General features: G+C 64.8%; 22 protein-coding genes. 18 read left to right on the forward strand and 4 right to left on the reverse strand.

Annotation, left to right across the window (positions count from 1 at the left end):
- The first annotated feature begins 124 nt into the window (after nt 1-124).
- From GGD63_RS00885 to GGD63_RS00915, 7 genes are all read left to right on the forward strand, one after another.
- Complete coding sequence (locus GGD63_RS00885) at nt 125-301, forward strand: hypothetical protein (RefSeq protein ID WP_183239034.1); 177 nt, start codon at nt 125-127, stop codon at nt 299-301.
- A gap of 152 nt (nt 302-453) precedes the next feature.
- On the forward strand, nt 454-666 hold the full coding sequence (locus tag GGD63_RS00890; protein ID WP_183239035.1) for a hypothetical protein: 213 nt from the start codon (nt 454-456) through the stop codon (nt 664-666).
- 136 nt (nt 667-802) lie between these two features.
- Nucleotides 803-1,060 (forward strand): hypothetical protein, encoded by a 258-nt coding sequence (locus GGD63_RS00895; RefSeq protein WP_183239036.1) that lies wholly within the window; start codon nt 803-805, stop codon nt 1,058-1,060.
- A 92-nt stretch (nt 1,061-1,152) separates the two neighbouring features.
- On the forward strand, nt 1,153-1,374 hold the full coding sequence (locus tag GGD63_RS00900; RefSeq protein WP_183239037.1) for a hypothetical protein: 222 nt from the start codon (nt 1,153-1,155) through the stop codon (nt 1,372-1,374).
- Between the two features lie 183 nt (nt 1,375-1,557).
- Nucleotides 1,558-2,136, forward strand: a complete 579-nt coding sequence (locus tag GGD63_RS00905; protein ID WP_183239661.1) for a hypothetical protein — start codon at nt 1,558-1,560, stop codon at nt 2,134-2,136.
- Between the two features lie 1,344 nt (nt 2,137-3,480).
- On the forward strand, nt 3,481-5,205 hold the full coding sequence (ilvD, locus tag GGD63_RS00910) for a dihydroxy-acid dehydratase (protein ID WP_183239038.1): 1,725 nt from the start codon (nt 3,481-3,483) through the stop codon (nt 5,203-5,205).
- A complete protein-coding gene (locus tag GGD63_RS00915; RefSeq protein ID WP_183239039.1) occupies nt 5,192-6,013 on the forward strand; it encodes a tetratricopeptide repeat protein in 822 nt (273 codons plus the stop codon). Before ilvD ends, GGD63_RS00915 begins: the two co-directional genes overlap by 14 nt.
- A gap of 146 nt (nt 6,014-6,159) precedes the next feature.
- Here the strand turns inward: GGD63_RS00915 and xth are convergent, their stop codons facing one another.
- The gene (gene xth / locus GGD63_RS00920; protein WP_183239040.1) at nt 6,160-6,957 is read right to left on the reverse strand and encodes an exodeoxyribonuclease III; all 798 of its coding nucleotides are present in this window, start codon (nt 6,955-6,957) and stop codon (nt 6,160-6,162) included.
- A gap of 134 nt (nt 6,958-7,091) precedes the next feature.
- Here xth and GGD63_RS00925 point away from each other — a divergent pair, with 134 nt between their 5' ends.
- Complete coding sequence (locus GGD63_RS00925) at nt 7,092-9,422, forward strand: ATP-binding protein (protein WP_183239041.1); 2,331 nt, start codon at nt 7,092-7,094, stop codon at nt 9,420-9,422.
- On the opposite strand, the gene GGD63_RS00930 is transcribed toward GGD63_RS00925, so the two are convergent.
- Together GGD63_RS00930 and GGD63_RS40030 are read right to left on the reverse strand one after the other, a co-directional pair.
- Entirely contained in the window at nt 9,419-10,117 is a 699-nt protein-coding gene (locus GGD63_RS00930) for a hypothetical protein (RefSeq protein ID WP_246785332.1), read from the reverse strand. The two genes, GGD63_RS00925 and GGD63_RS00930, sit on opposite strands and share 4 nt — an antisense overlap.
- A gap of 53 nt (nt 10,118-10,170) precedes the next feature.
- Nucleotides 10,171-10,371: a hypothetical protein gene (locus GGD63_RS40030; protein ID WP_246785333.1), complete on the reverse strand. Its 201-nt coding sequence runs from the start codon at nt 10,369-10,371 to the stop codon at nt 10,171-10,173.
- A 137-nt stretch (nt 10,372-10,508) separates the two neighbouring features.
- Here GGD63_RS40030 and GGD63_RS00935 point away from each other — a divergent pair, with 137 nt between their 5' ends.
- On the forward strand, nt 10,509-11,186 hold the full coding sequence (locus GGD63_RS00935) for a DUF4272 domain-containing protein (protein ID WP_183239042.1): 678 nt from the start codon (nt 10,509-10,511) through the stop codon (nt 11,184-11,186).
- A 187-nt stretch (nt 11,187-11,373) separates the two neighbouring features.
- Here the strand turns inward: GGD63_RS00935 and erpA are convergent, their stop codons facing one another.
- Complete coding sequence (erpA, locus tag GGD63_RS00940; protein ID WP_183239043.1) at nt 11,374-11,703, reverse strand: iron-sulfur cluster insertion protein ErpA; 330 nt, start codon at nt 11,701-11,703, stop codon at nt 11,374-11,376.
- Nucleotides 11,704-11,827: 124 nt separating this feature from the next.
- Between erpA and GGD63_RS00945 the strand changes: the two genes are divergently transcribed.
- From GGD63_RS00945 to tatC, 9 genes are all read left to right on the forward strand, one after another.
- Nucleotides 11,828-13,036: a deoxyguanosinetriphosphate triphosphohydrolase gene (locus tag GGD63_RS00945; RefSeq protein ID WP_183239044.1), complete on the forward strand. Its 1,209-nt coding sequence runs from the start codon at nt 11,828-11,830 to the stop codon at nt 13,034-13,036.
- 9 nt (nt 13,037-13,045) lie between these two features.
- Complete coding sequence (argS, locus tag GGD63_RS00950; RefSeq protein ID WP_183239045.1) at nt 13,046-14,836, forward strand: arginine--tRNA ligase; 1,791 nt, start codon at nt 13,046-13,048, stop codon at nt 14,834-14,836.
- 140 nt (nt 14,837-14,976) lie between these two features.
- On the forward strand, nt 14,977-16,548 hold the full coding sequence (locus GGD63_RS00955; protein ID WP_183239046.1) for an SPOR domain-containing protein: 1,572 nt from the start codon (nt 14,977-14,979) through the stop codon (nt 16,546-16,548).
- Between the two features lie 52 nt (nt 16,549-16,600).
- On the forward strand, nt 16,601-17,629 hold the full coding sequence (gene nagZ / locus GGD63_RS00960) for a beta-N-acetylhexosaminidase (RefSeq protein ID WP_183239047.1): 1,029 nt from the start codon (nt 16,601-16,603) through the stop codon (nt 17,627-17,629).
- The gene (locus GGD63_RS00965) at nt 17,626-18,465 is read left to right on the forward strand and encodes a ScpA family protein (protein ID WP_080137487.1); all 840 of its coding nucleotides are present in this window, start codon (nt 17,626-17,628) and stop codon (nt 18,463-18,465) included. The genes nagZ and GGD63_RS00965 overlap by 4 nt, the downstream gene beginning before the upstream one ends.
- A 21-nt stretch (nt 18,466-18,486) precedes the next feature.
- Nucleotides 18,487-19,251 carry an SMC-Scp complex subunit ScpB gene (gene scpB / locus GGD63_RS00970; protein WP_183239048.1) on the forward strand — a complete coding sequence of 255 codons (765 nt, stop codon included), beginning with the start codon at nt 18,487-18,489 and terminating at the stop codon, nt 19,249-19,251.
- A gap of 166 nt (nt 19,252-19,417) precedes the next feature.
- Entirely contained in the window at nt 19,418-19,651 is a 234-nt protein-coding gene (locus GGD63_RS00975) for a twin-arginine translocase TatA/TatE family subunit (RefSeq protein WP_018642198.1), read from the forward strand.
- An 87-nt stretch (nt 19,652-19,738) separates the two neighbouring features.
- Nucleotides 19,739-20,233 carry a Sec-independent protein translocase protein TatB gene (tatB, locus tag GGD63_RS00980; protein ID WP_183239049.1) on the forward strand — a complete coding sequence of 165 codons (495 nt, stop codon included), beginning with the start codon at nt 19,739-19,741 and terminating at the stop codon, nt 20,231-20,233.
- Complete coding sequence (tatC, locus tag GGD63_RS00985; RefSeq protein ID WP_183239050.1) at nt 20,230-21,042, forward strand: twin-arginine translocase subunit TatC; 813 nt, start codon at nt 20,230-20,232, stop codon at nt 21,040-21,042. Before tatB ends, tatC begins: the two co-directional genes overlap by 4 nt.
- The last annotated feature ends 53 nt before the right edge of the window (nt 21,043-21,095 follow it).

Raw genomic sequence — 21,095 nt, forward strand, 5'->3', positions numbered from 1 at the left:
GCGGCATCCTCTTCTCGCTGCGTAGGGCGGCGAAAATTGATGCTACCCCATAACGATGTTCGTCGTGACCTATTTCCCGGGCTTAGGTTGATTGTCCTTGAGGCGTTTGAATGGGGACACGCCGATGACAGAACTTGAGGACAGGCTGGAACGGTTCGAGACACTCACCGCCGAATGCGAGCTGATCGCCAAGCTCGCCACCGACAGCACCAAGCGCGAATTCTACCTGAAACTGTCAGAACAGTACCGCCAACTCGCGGTGGACATGCGGCAGGCGATCGCGACCAAAGCCGCGGCCTGACGCCAGCTGCAATCCGTTTTTAATCTTTGGCGCGCATCCTCCGGGGATGCGAGCGTCGAGCTTCCATGGTTGCTCGCGGTGGGAATGCCGGGGTCCGTTGCGGTGCAACGTGCCTCGCTGACGTCGCCTTGCCGCTCCTACAGGGCAATCCCATGCGTCTTCTTGCAGTCCTTGTTCTCACGCTCGCAACGGCAGCCTGCAACCAGGAGCAGGACATCACCGGGTCGACCTCGACCTGTCCGATGCGGAACTACAGCTCGTACAATGCGCGCGACATGAACCAGTGCGTTGCCGCCTGCAAGGCGTGCGACCGCGGCACCACGGTCACCTGCACCACCTCCTGCACCCTCAAGGGCGCGCACTGAGCCTTTCGGAGGCCGGCGGATCGGGAACAGCGAGGCTGTTGGCTCCGCAGGGCGCGAGGCTGACGGTGCCACGGCACCGGAACGATTCACTTGGGTTAATCATTGAAGGGGCGGGCAGGACGCGGAGTCCGATGGAATGGGTATGCTCGATCCCGGGCGGTTTCTGGTGTCGTGCTCGAAATGCGAGGCGTGGCCGATGGCGGCCAATGTGAAGCGCTCGAGCTGGTCGACGTCCCCGCATGAGGTTCGTTTCGTGTGCCCGCGCTGCCGCCGCGAGGAAACCGCGATCATCTCCGCCTCGGGCGAATTGACCCCGATCCGGCGCATCGACGTTCCGCCGCGCGACGTTGCCGTGGCCTGGGCTCTGGCGCAACGCCCGAGAGGCCGGACGTAGACGGCCGGCACATCCTTCGCTTTCCGTTTTGGAACCCGGCCGATCGCCACGGCGTTTCCGCCTCCGACGTCAACGCGATCGAGGCCGTGCGAATGATCAGCGAGCATTTCGACACCCGCACCCGTATCAACATGAAGCTGGCGCTGGAACGGGTCTGCCGCAGTCGCCCCCGCGGCGAGGACCATGGCTTCCGCAAATCCGTGGCCGAAAACATCATCCGCTGTGCGCTGGCGGGCCGGACCGGCATCAGCCAGCTTGTCGACGCCGGCGAGCGGGCGGTGATCCGGACGCATACGGAGAAAAAGTTCGGCTAAAGCATGATCCGGAAAAGTGCGAAGCGGTTTTCCGGAAAGGTCATGCGTAAACAACAACCTAAAGCGTGATGACGATTCATCCCAATCTCATCGCGCTTTAGCTCCAACTGCGGCCGCTTCTCGCGTGCATGTCATATCGTGGCCCCTCGGCATATGTGCTAGGATCACCAGCGGAGATCCATGATGCCTGCCGAGATGCTTTCGCCCGACGTTGATCGTTCCCGCCTTCACCCGGTCGCGCCGCGCCTCGCGCCGATGTTCTGCCTTGCGCTGCTGACGATGTCATGCGCGCTGGCAAGCTTCGCGCTCGCCTGCGCAACGCCGTTTGCAGCGTTCGCCGTCGTCGCGGCCGCGATGTTGCCGCTGCGCCCGGCACTGCTCGTCGTCACCGGCGCCTGGCTGGTGAACCAGAGCATCGGCTTCGGTGTGCTGCACTACCCGGTCGATGGCAGCACTCTCGTCTGGGGTTTTGTGATCGGTGCCGCTGCGCTGGCCGCGACCGCGGCGTCGTCTGCCGTGCTCCGCACGCTGCCGCAGGGCCGCACGCCGCTGATGCTGGCGAGCACGCTCGCTGTCGCCTACGCGACCTATGAGTTCGTGCTGTTCGCCGCGACGCCGCTTCTGGGTGGAGAGAGCGCCTTCACCGCCGCCATCGTGATGCGGCTTGGGGTTCTCAGCGCAGTCTGGCTCGCCGGCCTCGTCGCTGCCTGCGAGATCGTCTGCCTGGTCGCTCCGTTCCGGCGCAAGACGACGTCGGCCTGAGCAGCCACCCGGATGGAGCGCCGCGAAATCCGGGAAAAGTGTCTCGCCGAACGAGCGGTCTCGGATTGCGCTTCGCTCCATCCGCGCTACGGACCGGCCTGTGTCGCCCGGCTGTCAACCGGCCACCGTGAAAATATTCCGCTTTACCGAAATTCGGAAATGTCGTATGCCTTGCCCATCCCGGCTCATCCTTGAGGGGCGATCATGTGGTCGTCATTTTCGCGAGCCGGGCTTGCGGTGGACGCGGCAGCGTCGGGCGCGAGAGGTTAGGGCAGGGCGGATTGCTCTCCGTGAGCCCAAAACTTCGCGCGGACGAACGGCGCTGTCAGGTTCGTCTCGTCTGTAAGTTTCCGGCTCCGTCGACAGGGCTGGGAAAACTGCGGCGAAATGGCGGGCCGCGCGTACGGCAAAACCGTGTGGTTCCGGCCGTCGTTGCTACGGTCAAGCTCTTGCGGATGCGGCAGTTGCGTCAACCGGCGCGGTGCCGGTGAATTCCGTGAGAGTGAGGGAGGCCAGAACGAACTCGGCTCCCGGGAGAGCGCGGCATAAGCCGTCCAACCACTGCGCAGGGAAGGCCGTGTGTTGGGCTCCACCTGTATGCTGCTGTGCGGTTCTTTTGCGCACCATTTTTGCGCAGCGGACCGCAGGTGCCAGCCGGCACCCGGCCTTCCCTGTGCCCTCTTGGACAAGAGGGTGGAGAGATCAAGCAAAGCTCGGGCGAAATCAGCCGCGAGACGGCGAAGGCGTGTCTGCGATTCGAAATGCGAGCCGAACGAGCGACGCTGCTGCCTCGTACTCCGTCATTGCGAGCGCCACACTTCGCTCTCGTGCCCCGGACGCAGCGCAGCGTCCCTTCGACGGTGCGCTGCAGAGCCGGGGCCCATCCATCCGTGCGGCGCCGTGCTGCCCTGGGTCCCGGCTCTGCGCCGCAACGCCTTACGCGTTGCGGCTTGTCCGGGACGCGAGCGATGCATCTCACTCGCGAGGGGGGCAGCGACTCACTTCGTGGGTGTGCGTGTCCGCCGGTCCAAGTCGGATGCGCGTTGCCTATCGAAAAACCTCAAGTTGTGCCCCGTCATCTTCGCGGCGGTATCCAAGTAGCCATCTCCGTGTCTTCCCGGTAACGATTGTGCTGTCTACGCAACACCCATTCCGGATTAAGCCCTCATCGCCAGCCGTTCGCATCACCGCCGCTTTTTGGCCACACCCGAACATGAATAAAATCGCTCTAAGTTTTTCAGGGAAGCGGCGGTCCGCGAAGGCGACGGGAAATCCCCAAGGTCGATTCAAATCTTGGCTCTGATTTTTCGGGTCTGAAAGGGTTGACCGGGGAAACTGGTTGCGATGGACGCGAAGAGTAACATCAAGCAGAGGCTGCCGAGCCGTCACGTGACGGAAGGCCCTGCGCGCGCACCCCATCGCTCCTACTTCTACGCCATGGGTCTGACCACCGAGCAGATCCACCAACCCTTCGTCGGTGTCGCCTCGTGCTGGAACGAAGCCGCTCCCTGCAACATCGCCTTGATGCGCCAGGCGCAGGCAGTGAAGAAGGGCGTCGCGTCCGCCGGGGGCACGCCGCGCGAGTTCTGCACCATCACAGTGACCGACGGCATCGCCATGGGCCATGACGGCATGCGCTCCTCGCTGCCGTCGCGCGAATGCATCGCCGATTCCGTCGAGCTGACCGTGCGCGGCCACGCCTACGACGCGCTCGTCGGCCTTGCCGGCTGCGACAAGTCGCTGCCCGGCATGATGATGGCGATGGTCCGCCTCAACGTGCCCTCGATCTTCATCTACGGCGGCTCGATCCTGCCCGGCAATTTCCGCGGACAGCAGGTCACCGTGCAGGACATGTTCGAGGCCGTCGGCAAGCATTCGGTCGGCGCCATGTCGGACGAGGATCTCGACGAGATCGAGCGCGTGGCGTGCCCCTCCGCGGGCGCCTGCGGCGCGCAGTTTACCGCCAACACCATGGCGACCGTCTCCGAAGCGATCGGCCTTGCGCTGCCTTACTCGGCCGGAGCCCCGGCACCCTATGAGATCCGCGACGCCTTCTGCATGACTGCGGGCGAGAAGGTGATGGACCTGATCGCCGAGAACATCCGGCCGCGCGACATCGTGACCCGCAAGGCGCTGGAGAATGCCGCCGCCGTGGTCGCGGCCTCCGGCGGCTCGACCAATGCTGCGCTGCACCTTCCGGCGATCGCGCATGAGTGCGGTATCAAGTTCGACCTGTTCGACGTCGCCGAAATCTTCAAAAAGACACCTTATGTCGCGGATTTGAAGCCGGGCGGCCGTTATGTCGCCAAAGACATGTTTGAAGTAGGTGGCATACCGCTTCTGATGAAGACGCTGCTCGACAACGGATTTCTCCACGGCGACTGCATTACGGTCACCGGTCGAACGATCGCCGAAAACCTCAAAAGCGTGAAGTGGAATCCGCACCAGGATGTGGTGCACCCGGCAGACAACCCCATCACCGTCACCGGCGGTGTGGTCGGTCTGAAGGGCAATTTGGCGCCAGAAGGTGCGATCGTGAAAGTCGCGGGAATGTCCAACCTCAAGTTTACCGGTCCGGCCAGGTGCTTTGACCGGGAGGAGGACGCGTTCGAGGCCGTTCAGAACCGCACCTACAAGGAAGGCGAAGTCATCGTCATCCGCTACGAGGGCCCCAAGGGCGGCCCCGGCATGCGGGAAATGCTCCAGACCACCGCAGTGCTGACCGGCCAGGGCATGGGCGGCAAGATCGCTCTCATCACCGACGGGCGCTTCTCCGGCGCCACCCGCGGCTTCTGCATCGGCCATGTCGGCCCTGAGGCGGCGGTCGGCGGTCCGATCGGGCTGCTCGAGGACGGCGACATCATCGAGATCGACGCGGACGTCGGGACCCTTAACGTAAAATTGAGCGACCAGGAGCTCGCCCAGCGCAAAACCAAATGGAGCGCTCGCGCGACTAACCACACGTCGGGTGCGCTCTGGAAATATGCTCAGCAGGTTGGACCAGCGGTCGGGGGGGCTGTGACCCATCCGGGCGGCGCGCACGAGAAACAGTGCTATGCGGACATCTAGGCGTGCCATAGTTGCGTTTGTGTTGGGGGCCAGTGCGCTGGTCGCGCCTGCGCTCGCCTTTGACGGCGCGCCGGTCAACCAGAAGGACGCGACCATCCCCGTCGTGACCACGCTGCCGGGCGCCGCGGGTGCGGTGCGCGGCAAGGTGGCGCCGGCGACCCAGGAAACCTCGCTCAGCGCCCTGCAATATGCCGCCGAGGGTGGTCATCCCATCGCGCAGTGGAAGCTCGGCCGCATGTACGCCAATGGCGACGGCGTCGCCCAGGACGACGTGCGTGCCTTCGAATATTTCAGCCGGATTGCCAACGCGCATGCCGAGGACAGCCCGTCGGCGCCGCAGGCACAGGTCGTGGCCAACGCCTTCGTCGCGCTCGGCCGCTACTATCTCAGCGGTATCCCGAACTCGAAGATCAAGGCCGACCCGGAGCGGGCGCGGGAGATGTTCTCCTATGCCGCCTCCTATTTCGGCAACGCGGACGCCCAGTACGATCTCGCCCGGCTGTACCTGAAGACGCCGGACGCCTCGCGCGAGGACTTCCGCTACGGCGCCCGCTGGCTCGGCCTTGCCGCACAGAAGGGCCAGCATGAGGCGCAGGCGCTGCTCGGCCAGATGCTGTTCAACGGCGACCGCCTGCCGCGGCAGGCCGCGCGCGGCCTGATGTGGCTGACGCTGGCGCGCGACAGCGCAGGTGCCGAGGAGACCTGGATCAAGGAAAGCTACAACCGCGCCTTCGCCAAGGCCTCCGACGACGATCGCGCCATGTGCCTGCAAATGCTGGAGCAATGGGTGCAGGGCCGTAGGGAGTAATCACGACACGCAGTCATTCCGGGGCGATGCGAAGCATCGAACTACGGTGCGCGCTTGCGCACCTGAGAATCTCGAGATTCCCCGGTGCGCAATTGCGCACCTGAGGTTCGGCTCTTCGAGCCGCCGTGGAATGACGACGCCGCAGGCTACGCCGCCTCCAGATCCAGATCCGCCCACACCGGCACGTGGTCCGACGGCTTCTCCCAGCCGCGCACATAGCTGTCGATCCCGACATTGGCGAGCTTGTCGCTGGCCTGTGGCGACAGCAGCAGATGGTCGATGCGCAGGCCCTGGTTCTTCTGCCAGGCGCCGGCCTGGTAATCCCAGAAGGTGTAGAGGCCCGGCTCGTCGGTCACCGCCCGCAAGGCATCGGTCAGGCCGAGGCCGAGCAGGGACTGGAAGCTCTCCCGCGTCTCGGTCTTGAACAGGGCATCCTCGGTCCAGGCGGCCGGATTGGAGACGTCGCGGGCATGCGGGATGACGTTGAAGTCGCCTGCGAGGATCAGCGGCTCCTCGGCCTTGAGGCGCTCCTTCGAATACTCAAGAAGCCGCGACATCCATTTGAGCTTGTAGGGATATTTGTCGGTCCCGACCGGATTGCCATTGGGCAGATAGAGGCAGGCGATGCGCAGCACGCCGGACTTGAGCGTCACCACGCCCTCGAGGAAGCGGGCATGGGCGTCCTCGTCGTCGCCGGCGAGCCCCGACTTGGTCTCGTCGAAGCGGAGCTTCGAGAGCAGGGCGACGCCGTTGAACGTCTTCTGCCCATGGGTGACGACGTTGTAGCCCAGCGCCTCGATCTCCAGCCGCGGGAAGGCCTCGTCGACGCATTTGATCTCCTGCAGGCAGACGATGTCCGGCTGGCACTCCTTCAGCCAGGTCAGGAGGAGATCGATCCGCTGCCGGACCGAGTTCACGTTCCAGGTGGCAACTCTGATAGGCATTGGGGGAGGCTCCAGGCAGGGGCCATGGTTAGAACAAAATGCAAACGTGCCCGTCAAGGACGCCGCAAAATCTCCCACAAAATTAACCCGGCTTAAGCGGGCCGCAGGCCATTGATACGGAAAAGGTTCCGTGGATGGGATGGCCGGTCAAGACTTCACAACGCATTGAGCCGCGCGACGGCCTCGTCGGCGCGTTCCTGTATTGGCTCGGCGGCTTCGAGATCGAGGACGGCCTGACTGCCGATCTCAGCGAGCGCGAGCTGCGCCGCATCCGCGCCAAGCAGATCGACGCCGTGATACGGCTGATCCCGGTGACGATGGCCGTCACCATGCTCAACGTCGCCATCGTGCTGATCCTGTTCTGGGGCCGGGGCTGGAACGACTTCCTCGCGATCTGGGGCATGACCCTTGCCGTTACCGCCTCACTCGCGGTGCGGGCCTGGCGACGGTCGCATCAAAATCCGCCGCAGGAAGCCTCGCCCCGTGCCGCGCGGCAGATGCTGCGGCAGGCCTTCTTCCTCGCCGCGATCTGGGCCACGCTGCCGCTCGCCCTGTTCAGCCGCATCGAGCCGACCAGCCAGCTCATCCTGGCCTGTCTGATGGTCGGCATGATGTCCGGCGGCGCCTTCACGCTCTCGACCTTCCCCCGCGCCGGCCTCGTCTATCTCGCCACCATGACGATAGGCTGCGCCGGCGCGCTGCTGCTCTGCGGCACCGGGCCGTATCTGGTGACGGCGGTGTTCCTGCTGCTGTTCGCGTTCTTCATGGCGCGCAACATCGTCTCGCAGGGCAATCTGTTCCTCGGCAATCTCAAGGCCCAGCTCGAGCTCGAGCGGCAGACCGAGATCATCTCGCTGCTGCTGAAGGACTTCCAGGAGAACGCCAGCGACTGGCTGTGGCAGACCGATGCCGAGGGGCATCTGGTCGACGTGCCCCAACGCTTTGCCGACGTCGCGCAGCTGCCGCTTCCGCTGCTGAAGGGCTCGCATTTCGCGGACGTGCTCGACATGCTGTGCCCCGAGGACAAGAGCGCTGCCTACAATGTCGTCGGCCTGATGGAGCACAAAGAGCCGCTGCACGAGATGAACCTCAAGGTCGTTGCCGGCGGCGAGGCGCGGCTGTGGTCGCTGACGGCAAAGCCCGCCTATGACCGCGACGGCCAGTTCCTCGGCTATCGCGGCTTCGGCCGCGACGTCACCGAGCGCTGGCGCGCGGAAAAGGCCGAGGCCGAGAGCCGCGCCAAGTCCGACTTCCTCGCGGTGATGAGCCACGAGATCCGCACGCCCATGAATGGTGTGCTTGGGCTCGCCAGCATGCTGCTGGAAACAGAACTCGATCCGGAGCAGCGCGAGGCCGTCACCACGATCCGCGAGTCCGGCGACAATCTCCAGCGCATCCTCAATGACATTCTCGACCTCTCCAAGCTGGAAGCCGGCCGCTTCCAGTTCGAGGCGATCGACTTCGCGCCGCAGGCGCTGGTCGAGACGGTTGCGACCGTGGTGCGCGCGAGCGCCAAGAGCAAGGGGCTCACGGTCAAGGTCGAGCTTGATCCGAACCTGCCGCCGACGCTGCGTGGCGACGTCGCACGCATCCGTCAGGTGCTGCTCAATCTCGCCTCCAACGCGGTGAAGTTCACCGACGAGGGCGAGGTCACGATATCGGCAACGTGCCAGGCGCGCCGCGATCTGCTCGCCACCGTCGAGTGGACCGTGACTGACAGCGGCATCGGCATCGCGCCCGAGAAGCTCGGCCTGCTGTTCAGCGATTTCGCCCAGGCCGACGCCTCGATCAGCCGCCGCTTCGGCGGTACTGGGCTTGGGCTCGCGATCTCCCGGCGTATCATCGAGCAGATGGGCGGCACGATCGGCGTCACCTCGGCGCCGGGCGAGGGCTCGACCTTCCGCTTCACGCTGGTGCTGCCCTGGAGCCAGGCGCAGGCCTCCGATGCCACGGCCGGGCGCGACGAGGCCGAGGAGCTGAAAGCCCGCATCGCCGGCCTCGACCGGCCGCTGAAGGTGCTGGTCGCGGAAGACGATGCCGTCAACCGCATGGTCGTGAGCAAGATGCTGGGGGCCTTCGAGGTCGAGCTGCGCGTCGTCACCGACGGTGTCGAGGCCGTCGCTGCGGCCTCCGAAGTCGACTACGACGTGGTGCTGATGGACGTGCGCATGCCCGACATGGACGGCCTTGCCGCGACCCGCGCGATCCGCGCGCAGGGCGGCCGCTTCGAGGCCCTGCCGATTGTCGCGCTCACCGCTAATGCCTTCCCCGAGGACGTCAAGATCTGCCGCGAAGCGGGAATGTCGGACTTCCTCGCGAAACCGCTGCGCAAGCCCGCGCTGGTCGCAGCCTTGCTGCGCGCGCTGGACGGCCACACGGGGACGGAGGAAGCGCCGCTGCAGCCGGAGCTGATGCCGGGCGACGTGGAATGGACGGATGAGGAAAGGCAGATGACGGGCGCTTAAAGCTTTCTATAGACGCGCCCGGCGACCGCCTTCAGGCGCTCGACCGAGCCGGACTCCGGATGCGGCTTGACCGGCGCGAACAGGATCGAGGCCTGCCTGCGGTTCTTCCAGACATAGATGTTGGTGGCGTTGCCGTTGCCCTTGGTGCAGGAATGCTCGCCGAACGCTTCACTGCCGAGTTCGGGGATCGTCACGTGCTGGCACGGGCCGGTGCGTTTCATCATGCTGACGACCGTGGCGCGCGAGATGTCGATCACCGCGACGGTCATGGTGTTGGCCTCGCGATCGAACATCATGCAGCTGCCCGCGCCGGTCCGCTGCACAGTCAGCGTGCTCTTGTCGAGAAAGCCGTCGGCATCGGCGGCCGTGAGCCACTCGCAATCGCGGAACCGCTCGCTGCTCTTGCTTACGTTGGCGATGGCGACGCGCGCGGCTTCGGTGATCGGTCCGAGCAGCGCATCGTCGGCACGCCGGCCGATCGGATAGACGCTGATCTGCAGAATGTAGTCGCCGGACAGGGCGACGACCGAGGCCTCCTGGCGCTCTGCGCCGGCAGCCCTCGTTCCGCCCTGGCCTTCGTCGCCGATCCCTGCGACTGCGTTGAGCGGCATGCGCTCGCCAAGCGTCTTGACGAAGGTCGCGTACAATTCCCTGGCGCGGCCCTTGTCGGGATTGCGGAACACGGTCAGCATCATCGTGTCGCCGCGCCCGCCCTGGTAGATGCAGCCGCGGCCGTCCTGATTTGAAATCAGCGACCATTTGAGCGCGGCATCGCGCCGCCGAGTTCCTGGGCGCTGATGAACGGGCAGGTTTCGGCCGCGCGCGCGGGAGGCACCGGGACGGCTGCGATGGCAAGGAACAGGACGAGGCAACAGAACAAACGATCGATCATGCGCATTGGATGATTGACTGCCGCTATTGGCGCACCATGGCCGATGAAGATGGGCACTTTTGCTTCGCCGTGGCGCTATGATGCCGCAATTTGGCATGCTCTCCAATGGCAAGGCGATGGGCATGCTCGATCTTGTCGTCGCAGAAGACGTCTCGTGATATTGTACGTTTGACAAGGGTTGGGGGATTGGCGCGATGAGTGGGAGGCTGTCAGCGGAGAATGGGGGGATCTCAGCGGAAGCTATTGATAGAAGGCTCAGGTCAGAAGGCAGACTTCGAGTCGAAGGCGTACCTTTCCTCGCTACATTGCCCGTTATTGAGAGCACGGCTGAGGCGCTGAAACGGTCAAAAGAAGAAGTCGCGCTGCGTACTCTTTGCCTCCTTTTCGTTGCTGCAAAGGGCGAAGGACTTGAGGAGGAATTAGCTGAACGACTTCTGGAATCATACGAACTCCGACCACATCTGACTCCCGAGGAGCTCGCCTTCGTGCTCGACAATTCCCCCTCGCAGCACGACCGGATTCAATTCACCTGGAAGCACGAAGCCGCTTGGACTCTGCTTTGGGCATTGGGCTTCGTAGCCCAACTAGGCAAGCCAGCTCAGATTTGCGACGTAGAATTCGCCGCAAGGACAATGGCTGAACGGACAACCTCCGAGTTCATCGAAGATTCCGTACTTCGTCCGATCGGCGACATTCTTGATCAGGCCGATCTGATCTACAGGTATCACTGGGCTGTTCGAAACGCTGCCATGAAAGGACAGCAGGTACCGGCAGGTCTCGATCCTGGCGTAACGGAAGAAAGACACCACGCTTTGAACTGGCTGATCGGATACCAGGAGCAAACGTGGGATCACGTTACGACTGACACCTAGCAATACATTGGATCTGCGGGGCGGCTCGCTAAGCCGCCGCGCGCGTGTCTGGCCGGGCTCCCAGACTTGGGGATCTCGCGATGATTACATATCACCCCTGTTTTTCCGGGCGCGTCAAGTGATTTTCGCAAAAGCCGAAGTGCGCCCGGCTACTGTGCATGGGGTTGTTTTCAGATTTTGAGTCGGATCAGATCGAGAAGCTGGTCCCGCAGCCGCAGGACGCGGTCGCGTTGGGGTTGTTGACGCGGAACGAGGCGCCGATCAGGTCGTCGACGAAATCGACCTGCGAGCCCGCCAGGAACGGCTGCGAGGCGGAATCGACCAGCACCACCGCATTGTCCTGCTCGATCACGAGGTCGTCGTCGGTGCGGGCACGGTCGATATCGAACTTGTACTGGAAGCCGGAGCAGCCGCCGCCCTCGACCGAGATGCGCAGCATCGCGCCAGAGCCTTCGCCCTTGAGGATCTCCCCAATCCGGCGTGCGGCCCGGTCACTGATGGTCACGGCAGTGCTCATTGCTGGTCTCCGATTAGTCCCGCGGTCATACCAAGTTCACTTGCCCAATTCATTTGGTATCCCGCGCCTGACATAGTTAAGTGCCACCAGACGCAGAATCAAATGGATAGGGACTAAATTCGCCGTGTCCGTCGGAATGGCAGCCCCCCGCGCGCCCTATGCCTGCGACCCCGATCGCAGCCGCGGCCGGCTGGTCGCCGAGCCCCCGAGCCGGACCCGCAGCCCGTTTCGGCGGGATTGCGACCGGGTGATCCATTCCACCGCGTTCCGCCGCCTCAAGTACAAGACCCAGGTGTTCGTGTTCCACGAGGGCGACCACTACCGCACCCGGCTGACCCATTCGCTGGAGGTGGCGCAGATCGCCCGCGCGCTGGCCCGTCAGCTCGGGCTGGACGAGGACCTCACGGAAACGCTGGCGCTCGCCCACGACCTCGGCCATCCACCGTTCGGCCACGCCGGCGAGCGGGCCTTGGACGCCTGCCTGAAGGAGTTCGGCGGCTTCGATCACAATGCCCAGACCTTGCGCGTCGTTGCGGCGCTGGAACACCGCTACCCTGAATTCGACGGGCTCAACCTGACCTGGGAGTCGCTGGAGGGCATCGTCAAGCACAACGGCCCGCTGACCGATCGCAGCGGCGTGCCGGTCGGCCGCTATCGCGAGCACGGCATCCCCGTCGGCATCGCCGACTACATCAAGACCTATGACCTCGAATTGTGGAGCTTCGCCTCGCTCGAAGCCCAGGTCGCCGCGATCGCCGACGACATCGCCTATGACGCGCACGACATCGACGACGGCCTGCGCGCCGGGCTGTTCCATCTCGACGATCTCAAGGTCATGCCGCTGACCGCGGAGATCATCGACGGTATCGCAGCCCACTATCCCGATCTCGAGGACGTCCGGCGCGGTGCCGAGCTGGTACGCGAGCTGATCTCGCACCTGATCGGCGCGGTGTTTGCGGAGGCGCAGAAGAACCTCGCCGCGGTGAAACCGCAATCGGCCCAGGACGTGCGCCAGCAGAACCGGGCGATGATCGCATTCCCCGTCGAGGTCGCCGAGGAGGAAGCCGCCATCAAGAGCTTCCTGTACCAGCACATGTACCGCCACAAGCGGGTGATGCGGGTGATGGGGGAGGCCGAGCAGATCCTGTTCGACCTGTTCGCGAAATACCTGAAATCGCCCGCCGAGCTGCCGCCGGAATGGCTGCTCGGGGCGGAGGCCGACGACGAGGGCGACCGGGCCCGCCGGATCGGCAATTTCATTGCCGGAATGACCGACCGTTTCGCCCTGACCGAGCACCAGCGGCTTTTTGACTCGACCCCGGATTTGCGTTAGGCGGCGGCCATGCCCCAGACATCCTCATCCCTGCATCTGTTCGCTGACGTGCTCGCACGCGTGCACGCCGCCTGCCGCGCACTCGCGACGGACGCCAGCTGGCCTGAGGGCATCGATTTCTCCCGCGTGGTGGTCGAGCCGCCGCGCGATGCTTCCCATGGCGATATGGCGACCAACGCCGCGATGGTGCTTGCGAAAGAGGCAAAGGCAAAGCCGCGTGATCTCGCCGAAAAGATCGCCGAGCGGCTGCGCACTGACGCGCTGATCGCCAAGGTCGATGTCGCCGGTCCGGGCTTCATCAATCTGACGCTGAAGCCGGCGGCCTGGGCCGAGGCGCTGCGCACGGTGCTGCGCGATGGCCCCGATTACGGCCGCGTCCACGGCGGCTCCAAGGTCAATGTCGAATACGTCTCGGCCAACCCGACCGGACCGATGCATGTCGGCCATTGCCGCGGCGCCGTGTTCGGCGATGCGCTGGCGAGCCTGCTCCAGTTCGGCGGCCATGACGTCACGCGCGAATATTACATCAACGACGCCGGTGCGCAGGTTGACGTGCTCGCACGCTCCGCCTTCCTGCGGTATCGCGAGGCGCTCGGCGAGGACATTGGCGCCATTCCGGAAGGCCTCTATCCCGGCGACTATCTGAAGCCGGTCGGGCAGGCGCTCGCGACGGAATACGGCGACAAGCTGATCGCCATGAGCGAGGCCGAATGGCTGCCGACGGTGCGCGCCAAGGCGATCGCGATGATGATGGACGAGATCAAGGACGATCTCGCCGCCCTCAACATCCGCCACGATGTGTTCTTCTCGGAGCGCTCGCTGATCGAGACCGGCAACAACAAGGTCGCCGAGACCATCGATTTCCTGAAGGCCAAGGGCGATATCTATGAAGGCCGCCTGCCGCCGCCGAAGGGCGCGCCGGTGGAGGATTGGGAAGACCGCGAGCAGCTGCTGTTCAAGGCGACCGCCTACGGCGACGACGTCGATCGGCCGCTGATCAAGTCGGACAATTCCTACACCTACTTCGCTTCCGACATCGCCTACCACAAGAACAAGTTCGACCGTGGTTTTGCGGAGATGATCGACGTCTGGGGCGCCGATCATGGCGGCTACATCAAGCGCATGCAGGCGGCGGTGAAGGCGACGACCTCGGGCAAGGGCTCCCTCGACGTCAAGATCGTCCAGCTCGTGAAGCTGCTGCGCAACGGCGAGCCGGTGAAAATGTCGAAGCGGAGCGGGGACTTCGTCACCTTGCGTGAGGTGGTGGATGAGGTCGGCCAGGACGCCGTCCGCTTCATGATGCTTTACCGGAAGAACGACGCGGTGCTCGACTTCGACCTCGCCAAGGTCATGGAACAGTCGCGCGACAACCCCGTGTTCTACGTTCAGTACGGCCATGCCCGGGGCCACTCGATCTTCCGCAACGCCCGGGCAGAGGTATTCCCGGAACTCCCGGAGGACGCCGCCAAGCGCATCGCCTGGCTCGCTGAGTCGGCGGTGGAACAGCTGTCCGACCCCGTCGAGCTCGATCTTCTTAAGCGCCTCGCAATTTATCCGCGCATGCTGGAAGCCGCCGCTGCGGCCCATGAGCCGCACCGAATTGCCTTTTATCTCTATGATTTAGCCAGCGAATTTCACGCGCTTTGGACGAAGGGGCGCGATTTGCCCTATTTACGCTTCATTATCAATAATGATGCAGATCTTACAAAGGCGCGACTGGCCATGGTCCAGGGCGTCGTCTCTGTCCTGGCATCGGGCCTCGCCATCCTCGGCGTCCATGCTCCGGACGAGATGCGGTAGTTTGGGGCGAACTACTTAAGGGGAATTCGGGGGTAACCGGCAGAAGCCGGATCGCTTAGACTTGGTTGAAAGCCTTGTGGGTCGAAAGCCGTGCCTTGGTCGAGGGGCGCGCGGCTTTCCCGAAGGGACGCATCATCACGATGGCCGAACGATATCAGGACAGACAGTTTCCCTCCGATGACTATCGTCGCGGTGGCGATCAGCATGGGAAGGCGGAAAACGATCCCTTGGCCGAGCTCGCCCGCCTGATCGGGCAGACCGATCCATTCGCAGCGCAGGGGCGGCCCGCCGCGCCCCCGCCGGCAGCACCCGCCCAGAGCTATCAGGACGAGGCCTACCGTCAGGACGATTATCAGCAGGACTATGCCGACCCGGCCCCGCGGTCTCCGCCCGGGCCGCCGTCATGGATGCGCCGTGCCAACGTGCAGCCGCAGCCGGCTCCCGCTCCGGAGCCCGACTATCCCGTTTCTGTAAGCCCGGTTCATCCGTTGCACCGCTATTCCGCCCAACCGGCGGCGCCCGAACCTGATTTTCATCAGCCGCAGGCCTATCAGGATCACGCTTACCCGGATCACGCTTACCAGGATCAGGCTTATCAGGCTCAAGCTTACCAGCAGGACCAGGCCTATCAGGAGCCGCACCAGCAGCCTCAGGAGCCGCACCAGCAGCCGGATCCGTCGCGCTACGACGATGCGCTGTACGGACGGCTGGAGTCGGGCGAGCAGGACTATCAGCGCGATCCAGCCTATCCGGACGACCCGTACGCGTTCCAGAGCGACTATCCCGAGGCCGATCTCGACGAGCCGAAGAAGCAGCGCGGCGGCATGATGACGGTCGCGGCGATCCTTGCGCTTGCAGTGGTCGGCACCGGCGCGGCCTTCGCCTACAAGACCTATATGGGCTCGCCCCGCAGCGGCGAGCCGCCGATCATCAAGGCCGACAACACGCCGACCAAGGTCGTGCCGGCGCCGACGGATTCCTCAGCCAAGGTGCCGGATCGCATGGTCACTGGTGACGGCACCGAGAAGATCGTGCCGCGCGAGGAAGCGCCGGTCGACGTCAACGCCAGGGCAGGTGGTCCTCGCGTGGTGTTTCCGCCACTGAACCAGAATGCAAATCCGCCATCGGTGGCGAGTGTGTCGCCGTCTACGGTGCCGCCGCCGAGCGCGGGGCCAACCCCGAGCAACGGCACGCTGCCGAACAATTCGCCGCGCTCGATCAGGACCGTGGCCGTGAAGGGTGATCAGACCGACAGCGCCACGCCGCAATCGGCCGCTGCCAAGCCGGCAGCAGCCGCGCCGAAGCCTGTTGCCGCGCCGCCCGCGCCGCGCAATCCGCCGAGTTCGGCCAATGCCAGCGCCAACCAGCCGCTCTCGCTCGCGCCGCAATCGACGCCCGCCGCCGAGCCGCCGCAGCGGATGGCTGCGACCAACCCGACGCAAATTGCGCCAAGCGCTGCTCCCGAGAGCCAGGGCGTCATGGTGTCGGTTTCGTCCCAGGACACCGAAGCGGCGGCCAGGGAGTCGTACCGCGTGACGCAGGGCAAGTATCCGTCGGTTCTTGGCTCCCGCTCGGCCGTGATCAGGCGGACCGAATTGTCCGATGGCAAGGTCAAGTACCGTGCGTTGGTCGGTCCCTACCGGACGCGCCAGGAGGCCTCGCAGTTCTGCAAGGAGCTGATGGCCGCCGGCGGGCAGTGCTTTATCCCGTAGTATTATCGGCCGTTTCCTTGACCCTCTGACGGGGCAGGGTTAATCGGCCGTTATGAGCACGCGGGCCTTCATTACCGGCGTATCCGGAACGGAACTGACCGCCGCCGAGCGGGAGTTTATCCGCGAGCAGCGCCCGTGGGGCTTCATCCTGTTCAAGCGCAATGTCGCGACACCGGCTCAAGTTGCTGCATTGGTTGCGGAATTGCGGGCGGTTGTGGGCGCCTCCGACGCACCGGTCCTGATCGACCAGGAGGGCGGACGGGTGCAGCGGCTGGGGCCGCCGCACTGGCCGGTCTATCCGCCGGGCGCCGTGTTCGCGACTTTGTACGACACTGATTCGGCACTCGGGCTCACCGCGGCGCGCCTCAGCGCCCGGCTGATCGCGGCCGATCTCGCCAATCTCGGCATTACCGTCGATTGCCTGCCGCTCGCTGACGTGCCGGTGCCGGGCGCCGACGCCGTGATCGGGAACCGGGCCTATGGCACCTCACCGGGCAAGGTCGCAGCAATCGCCCGCGCGGTTACAGAGGGCCTGGAGCAGGGCGGCGTGCTCCCGGTGCTCAAGCATATCCCCGGCCATGGACGCGCCACCGCCGACACCCATTTCAAGCTGCCGACCGTCGATACGTCCCGGGACGAACTCGAACGGACCGATTTCGCGGCGTTCCAGCCGCTCGCGGATCTGCCGATGGCCATGACTGCACATGTTGTGTTTAGCGCGGTCGACCCCGCCCATCCGGCGACGACATCTGCGACAATGATTGCTCAGGTGATTCGCGGCGCAATCGGGTTCCAGGGTTTGTTAATGAGTGATGACGTGTCGATGAACGCGTTGGCAGGAAGCATCGCCGAGCGGACCCGCGCCATCTTCGCGGCCGGCTGCGACGTGGCCCTGCATTGTAACGGCAACATCGATGAGATGCGCGAGGTCGCCAGTCAGACGCCTGAACTGTCCGGCAAGGCGCTGGAGCGGGCGACGGCTGCGCTCGCCGCGCGCAAGGCGCCGCAGCCGTTCGATCGGGCGGCCGCACGCACTGAGCTGGACGCATTGATCGCACGGGCAAACACGGCATCCGCATGACCGCAGAAATCCTATCGTTTGAAACCGGGCGGCCCGCAGAGCTCGCCGAGGGTGAGCCGGCGTTGGTGGTAGACGTCGAGGGCTATGAAGGCCCGCTCGACCTGCTGCTCGCGCTGGCGCGGCAGCAGAAGGTCGATCTCGCCAAGATCTCGATCTTGGCGCTGGCCGACCAGTATCTCCACTTCATCGAAGCCGCGCGGAAGATCCGGCTGGAGCTCGCCGCCGACTATCTGGTCATGGCTGCCTGGCTCGCCTTCCTGAAATCGCGTCTGCTGCTGCCGGAGCCGCCGAGCGCGGAAGGGCCGAGCGCCGAGCAGATGGCGACCGCGCTCGCCAACCGGCTGCGCCGTCTGGAAGCCATTCGCGAAGCCGCCAACCGGCTGATGAACCGGCCGCAATTGCAGCGCGACATCTTCCCGCGCGGCGAGCCCGAGCAGATCGCCGAGATCAAGCATCCGAAATACACCGCAACGCTCTACGACCTGCTCACTGCCTATGCCTCGCAGCGGCAGTCGCGCGTGCTTGCCAGCGTGCATCTGGCCAAGCGCACGGTGTGGTCGCTTGCGGAAGCGCGCGCCACGCTGGAGCGGCTGGTCGGCAGCATCACCGAACAGGACGACTGGGGCGTTCTCGACGACTTCCTGATCCGGCATGTCGCCGATCCCACGCAGCGCGCGACGGTGTTCGCCTCGAGCTTCGCCGCCGCGCTCGAGCTCGTGCGCGAAGGTCAGCTCGAGCTGAATCAGAAAGAGGCATTTGCGCCGATCTATTTCCGGAAAGGGCGCCACAAGCCGGTCCCGGACGCAGCTCCTGCGCCCGACGCGCCGGTCGCTTAAGTGCAAGAAGGAGAATCTGCCATGGCAAGCCTGGCTGAAGTGCGGGTAGAAGAGGCCGAGCCGATGGAGAACGAGACCCAGGCACGTCCCGAAGAGCTACGGCTGCTGGAAGCGCTGCTGTTCGCCTCGAGTGAGCCGCTGGATACCGCGACGCTGGCCAAGCGCATGCCTGACGGCGTGGACGTCAAGGCCGCGCTCGAGCAGCTCCAGGCCGACTATGCCTCGCGCGGCGTCAACCTCGTGCGGGTCGCCAACAAATGGACGTTCCGTACCGCCGGCGATCTCGCATGGCTGATGACGCGCGAGAGCACCGAGACCCGCCGCCTCTCGCGCGCCGCGATCGAGGTGCTGGCGATCATCGCCTATCACCAGCCGGTGACGCGCGCCGAGATCGAGGAGATCCGCGGCGTCGTCACCTCGAAGGGCACGCTCGACGTGCTGCTGGAGACCGGCTGGATCAAGCCGCGCGGCCGTCGCAAGACACCGGGCCGTCCGCTCACCTTCGGAACCACCGAGGACTTCCTGTCGCAGTTCACCCTGGAACAGCTCGGCGATTTGCCGGGCCTGGAAGAGCTGAAGGGCACGGGCCTCCTGGATTCGCGCCTGCCGACGGGCTTCAGCGTGCCGACGCCGTCCGATGACCCGGCGCTGCGCGAGGACGAGGATCCGCTGGAACCGGGCGAGGACCTCGATCTGGCGCTCGCGCCGGCGGTCGAGCCCGAGTCACCGGAAGGCGGCAATGAGGGCGGCGGCGAGGGTGGCAGTGAAGGCGGCGCCGAGGACTGACGTACCGTCCGTTTGCGGGCCCCTGCGACAGGTTAACACTAGCAAGATTACGTAGCGCCAACAGCGAATTGGCGCTGCCTTGGTCCTTGTTTTTGACACCCGCCGCGCCTAGGTTTCGGGGAAGATCGGCCGGGTCCCCGGCCATGCGCGTTTGGAGGGTTGCAGGATGGGTTCACTCAGCATTTGGCACTGGATCTTGGTGATCGCAGTGGTCCTGCTGCTGTTCGGCCGCGGCAAGATTTCGGATCTGATGGGCGACGTGGCGCAGGGCATCAAGGCGTTCAAGAAGGGCATGCAGGACGACGACAAGCCTGCCGAGAAGCCCGAGCCGGCCAAGTCCATCGAGCACAACGCCGCGCCGACCGCGGCTCGGTCCGACGTCGGCAGCAAGGCCGTCTGAGCCAGAGAGCACGCGACGCGGGTAGCGGCCCCGATCCTGTGCGCAAGGGATTGGGCCGGTTGCGGCTTCGCGTGAACGGAAGACCTCATGTTCGACATCGGGTGGAGTGAACTGGTCCTCATCGGGGTCGTGGCCCTGATCGCCATCGGCCCGAAAGAGCTGCCGGGCGTGCTGCGCATGGTCGGGCAATGGATGGGCAAGGCCCGCAAGATGGCCGCCGAATTCCAGGGCCAGTTCCAGGAGGCGATGCGCGAGGCCGAAATGGCCGACCTCAAGAAGAGCTTCGACGAGGTCAAGGAAGCCGCTACGGGATTCAATCCGCTGACCTCGCTCCAGAAGGACGTCAGCGACGCGCTGCGCGTCGATGCGCTGGACAAGCCGGCCGAGACGTCGGCCGCCACTGCTGTCGAAGCGCCGGCGACTCCGACCACCCCGGAAGCCCCGACGCCAGAGACCTTCGTGGAAGCCGAGGCGCATGCGGCCGTGAACGAGCCGCTGGCCATCACCCGTGAGGTCGAGCAAGCAAAGGTCGCACAGGACACCGCGCCATCCGAAGCGATCAAGGACGCCAAAGCGTCATGACCGACGCCGATATCGAAGCCAGCAAAGCCCCTCTGATGGACCATCTGATCGAGCTGCGTTCGCGGCTGATCAAGGCGTTGCTCGGCTTTGGCGTGGCCTTCATCTTCTGCTTCTTCTTCGCCAAGCAGATCTACAACGTGCTGGTCTGGCCGTTCGTGTGGGTCGCAGGTCCCGAGAACTCCAAGTTCATCTACACGGCGCTGCTGGAGTATTTCATCACGCAGCTCAAGCTCGCGCTGTTCGGCGCCGGCTTCATCTCGTTCCCGATCGTTGCGACGCAAATCTACAAGTTCGTGGCGCCCGGGCTCTACAAGCACGAGAAGCAGGCCTTCCTGCCATATCTGGTCGCGACCCCGTTCTTCTTCGTGCTGGGCGCCGCGCTGGTCTATTTCGTCGTGCTGCCGATGCTGGTGCGCTTCTCGCTCGGCATGCAGCAGGCCGGCAGCGACGAGACCGCGCAGATCCAGCTTTTGCCCAAGGTCGGCGAATATCTGTCGCTGATGATGTCGCTGATCTTCGCCTTCGGCATCGCCTTCCAGCTGCCGGTGATCCTGACGCTGCTCGGCCGCATCGGCATCATCACCTCGAAGATGCTGCGCGAGAAACGCCGCTATTTCATCGTGCTCGCCTTCATCATCGCGGCAGTCCTGACACCGCCGGACATACTCAGCCAGTGCTCGCTCGCGATCCCCTTGCTGGCGCTCTACGAGGGCTCGATCATCGCGGTGGCGATGGTGGAGAAGAAGGCGGCGGCCTCGCAGGCCTCGACAGGCACTGACGTGTCGACGCCGGCCAATCCGGCCGAGTAGGGCGCTACAGCCTCCGGTGTCATTCCCCGCGAAGGCGGGGAATCCAGTACGCC

Origin of the sequence: Bradyrhizobium sp. cir1 (genome assembly GCF_014198245.1) — a bacterium.
Lineage (GTDB): Bacteria > Pseudomonadota > Alphaproteobacteria > Rhizobiales > Xanthobacteraceae > Bradyrhizobium.

Bases quoted from the DNA above. Each gene is read 5' to 3' on its own strand.
- GGD63_RS00900 (WP_183239037.1), top strand. From the start codon at position 1,153: ATGATCAGCGAGCATTTCGACACCCGCACCCGTATCAACATGAAGCTG.
- GGD63_RS00895 (WP_183239036.1), top strand. From the start codon at position 803: ATGGGTATGCTCGATCCCGGGCGGTTTCTGGTGTCGTGCTCGAAATGC.
- GGD63_RS00965 (WP_080137487.1), top strand. From the start codon at position 17,626: ATGACCGCAGAAATCCTATCGTTTGAAACCGGGCGGCCCGCAGAGCTC.
- erpA (WP_183239043.1), bottom strand. From the start codon at position 11,703: ATGAGCACTGCCGTGACCATCAGTGACCGGGCCGCACGCCGGATTGGG.
- GGD63_RS00885 (WP_183239034.1), top strand. From the start codon at position 125: ATGACAGAACTTGAGGACAGGCTGGAACGGTTCGAGACACTCACCGCC.
- GGD63_RS00890 (WP_183239035.1), top strand. From the start codon at position 454: ATGCGTCTTCTTGCAGTCCTTGTTCTCACGCTCGCAACGGCAGCCTGC.
- GGD63_RS00930 (WP_246785332.1), bottom strand. From the start codon at position 10,117: ATGATGCTGACCGTGTTCCGCAATCCCGACAAGGGCCGCGCCAGGGAA.
- GGD63_RS00925 (WP_183239041.1), top strand. From the start codon at position 7,092: ATGGGATGGCCGGTCAAGACTTCACAACGCATTGAGCCGCGCGACGGC.
- tatC (WP_183239050.1), top strand. From the start codon at position 20,230: ATGACCGACGCCGATATCGAAGCCAGCAAAGCCCCTCTGATGGACCAT.
- xth (WP_183239040.1), bottom strand. From the start codon at position 6,957: ATGCCTATCAGAGTTGCCACCTGGAACGTGAACTCGGTCCGGCAGCGG.
- nagZ (WP_183239047.1), top strand. From the start codon at position 16,601: ATGAGCACGCGGGCCTTCATTACCGGCGTATCCGGAACGGAACTGACC.
- tatB (WP_183239049.1), top strand. From the start codon at position 19,739: ATGTTCGACATCGGGTGGAGTGAACTGGTCCTCATCGGGGTCGTGGCC.
- ilvD (WP_183239038.1), top strand. From the start codon at position 3,481: ATGGACGCGAAGAGTAACATCAAGCAGAGGCTGCCGAGCCGTCACGTG.
- GGD63_RS00905 (WP_183239661.1), top strand. From the start codon at position 1,558: ATGCCTGCCGAGATGCTTTCGCCCGACGTTGATCGTTCCCGCCTTCAC.
- GGD63_RS00915 (WP_183239039.1), top strand. From the start codon at position 5,192: ATGCGGACATCTAGGCGTGCCATAGTTGCGTTTGTGTTGGGGGCCAGT.
- scpB (WP_183239048.1), top strand. From the start codon at position 18,487: ATGGCAAGCCTGGCTGAAGTGCGGGTAGAAGAGGCCGAGCCGATGGAG.
- GGD63_RS00955 (WP_183239046.1), top strand. From the start codon at position 14,977: ATGGCCGAACGATATCAGGACAGACAGTTTCCCTCCGATGACTATCGT.
- argS (WP_183239045.1), top strand. From the start codon at position 13,046: ATGCCCCAGACATCCTCATCCCTGCATCTGTTCGCTGACGTGCTCGCA.
- GGD63_RS00975 (WP_018642198.1), top strand. From the start codon at position 19,418: ATGGGTTCACTCAGCATTTGGCACTGGATCTTGGTGATCGCAGTGGTC.
- GGD63_RS00935 (WP_183239042.1), top strand. From the start codon at position 10,509: ATGAGTGGGAGGCTGTCAGCGGAGAATGGGGGGATCTCAGCGGAAGCT.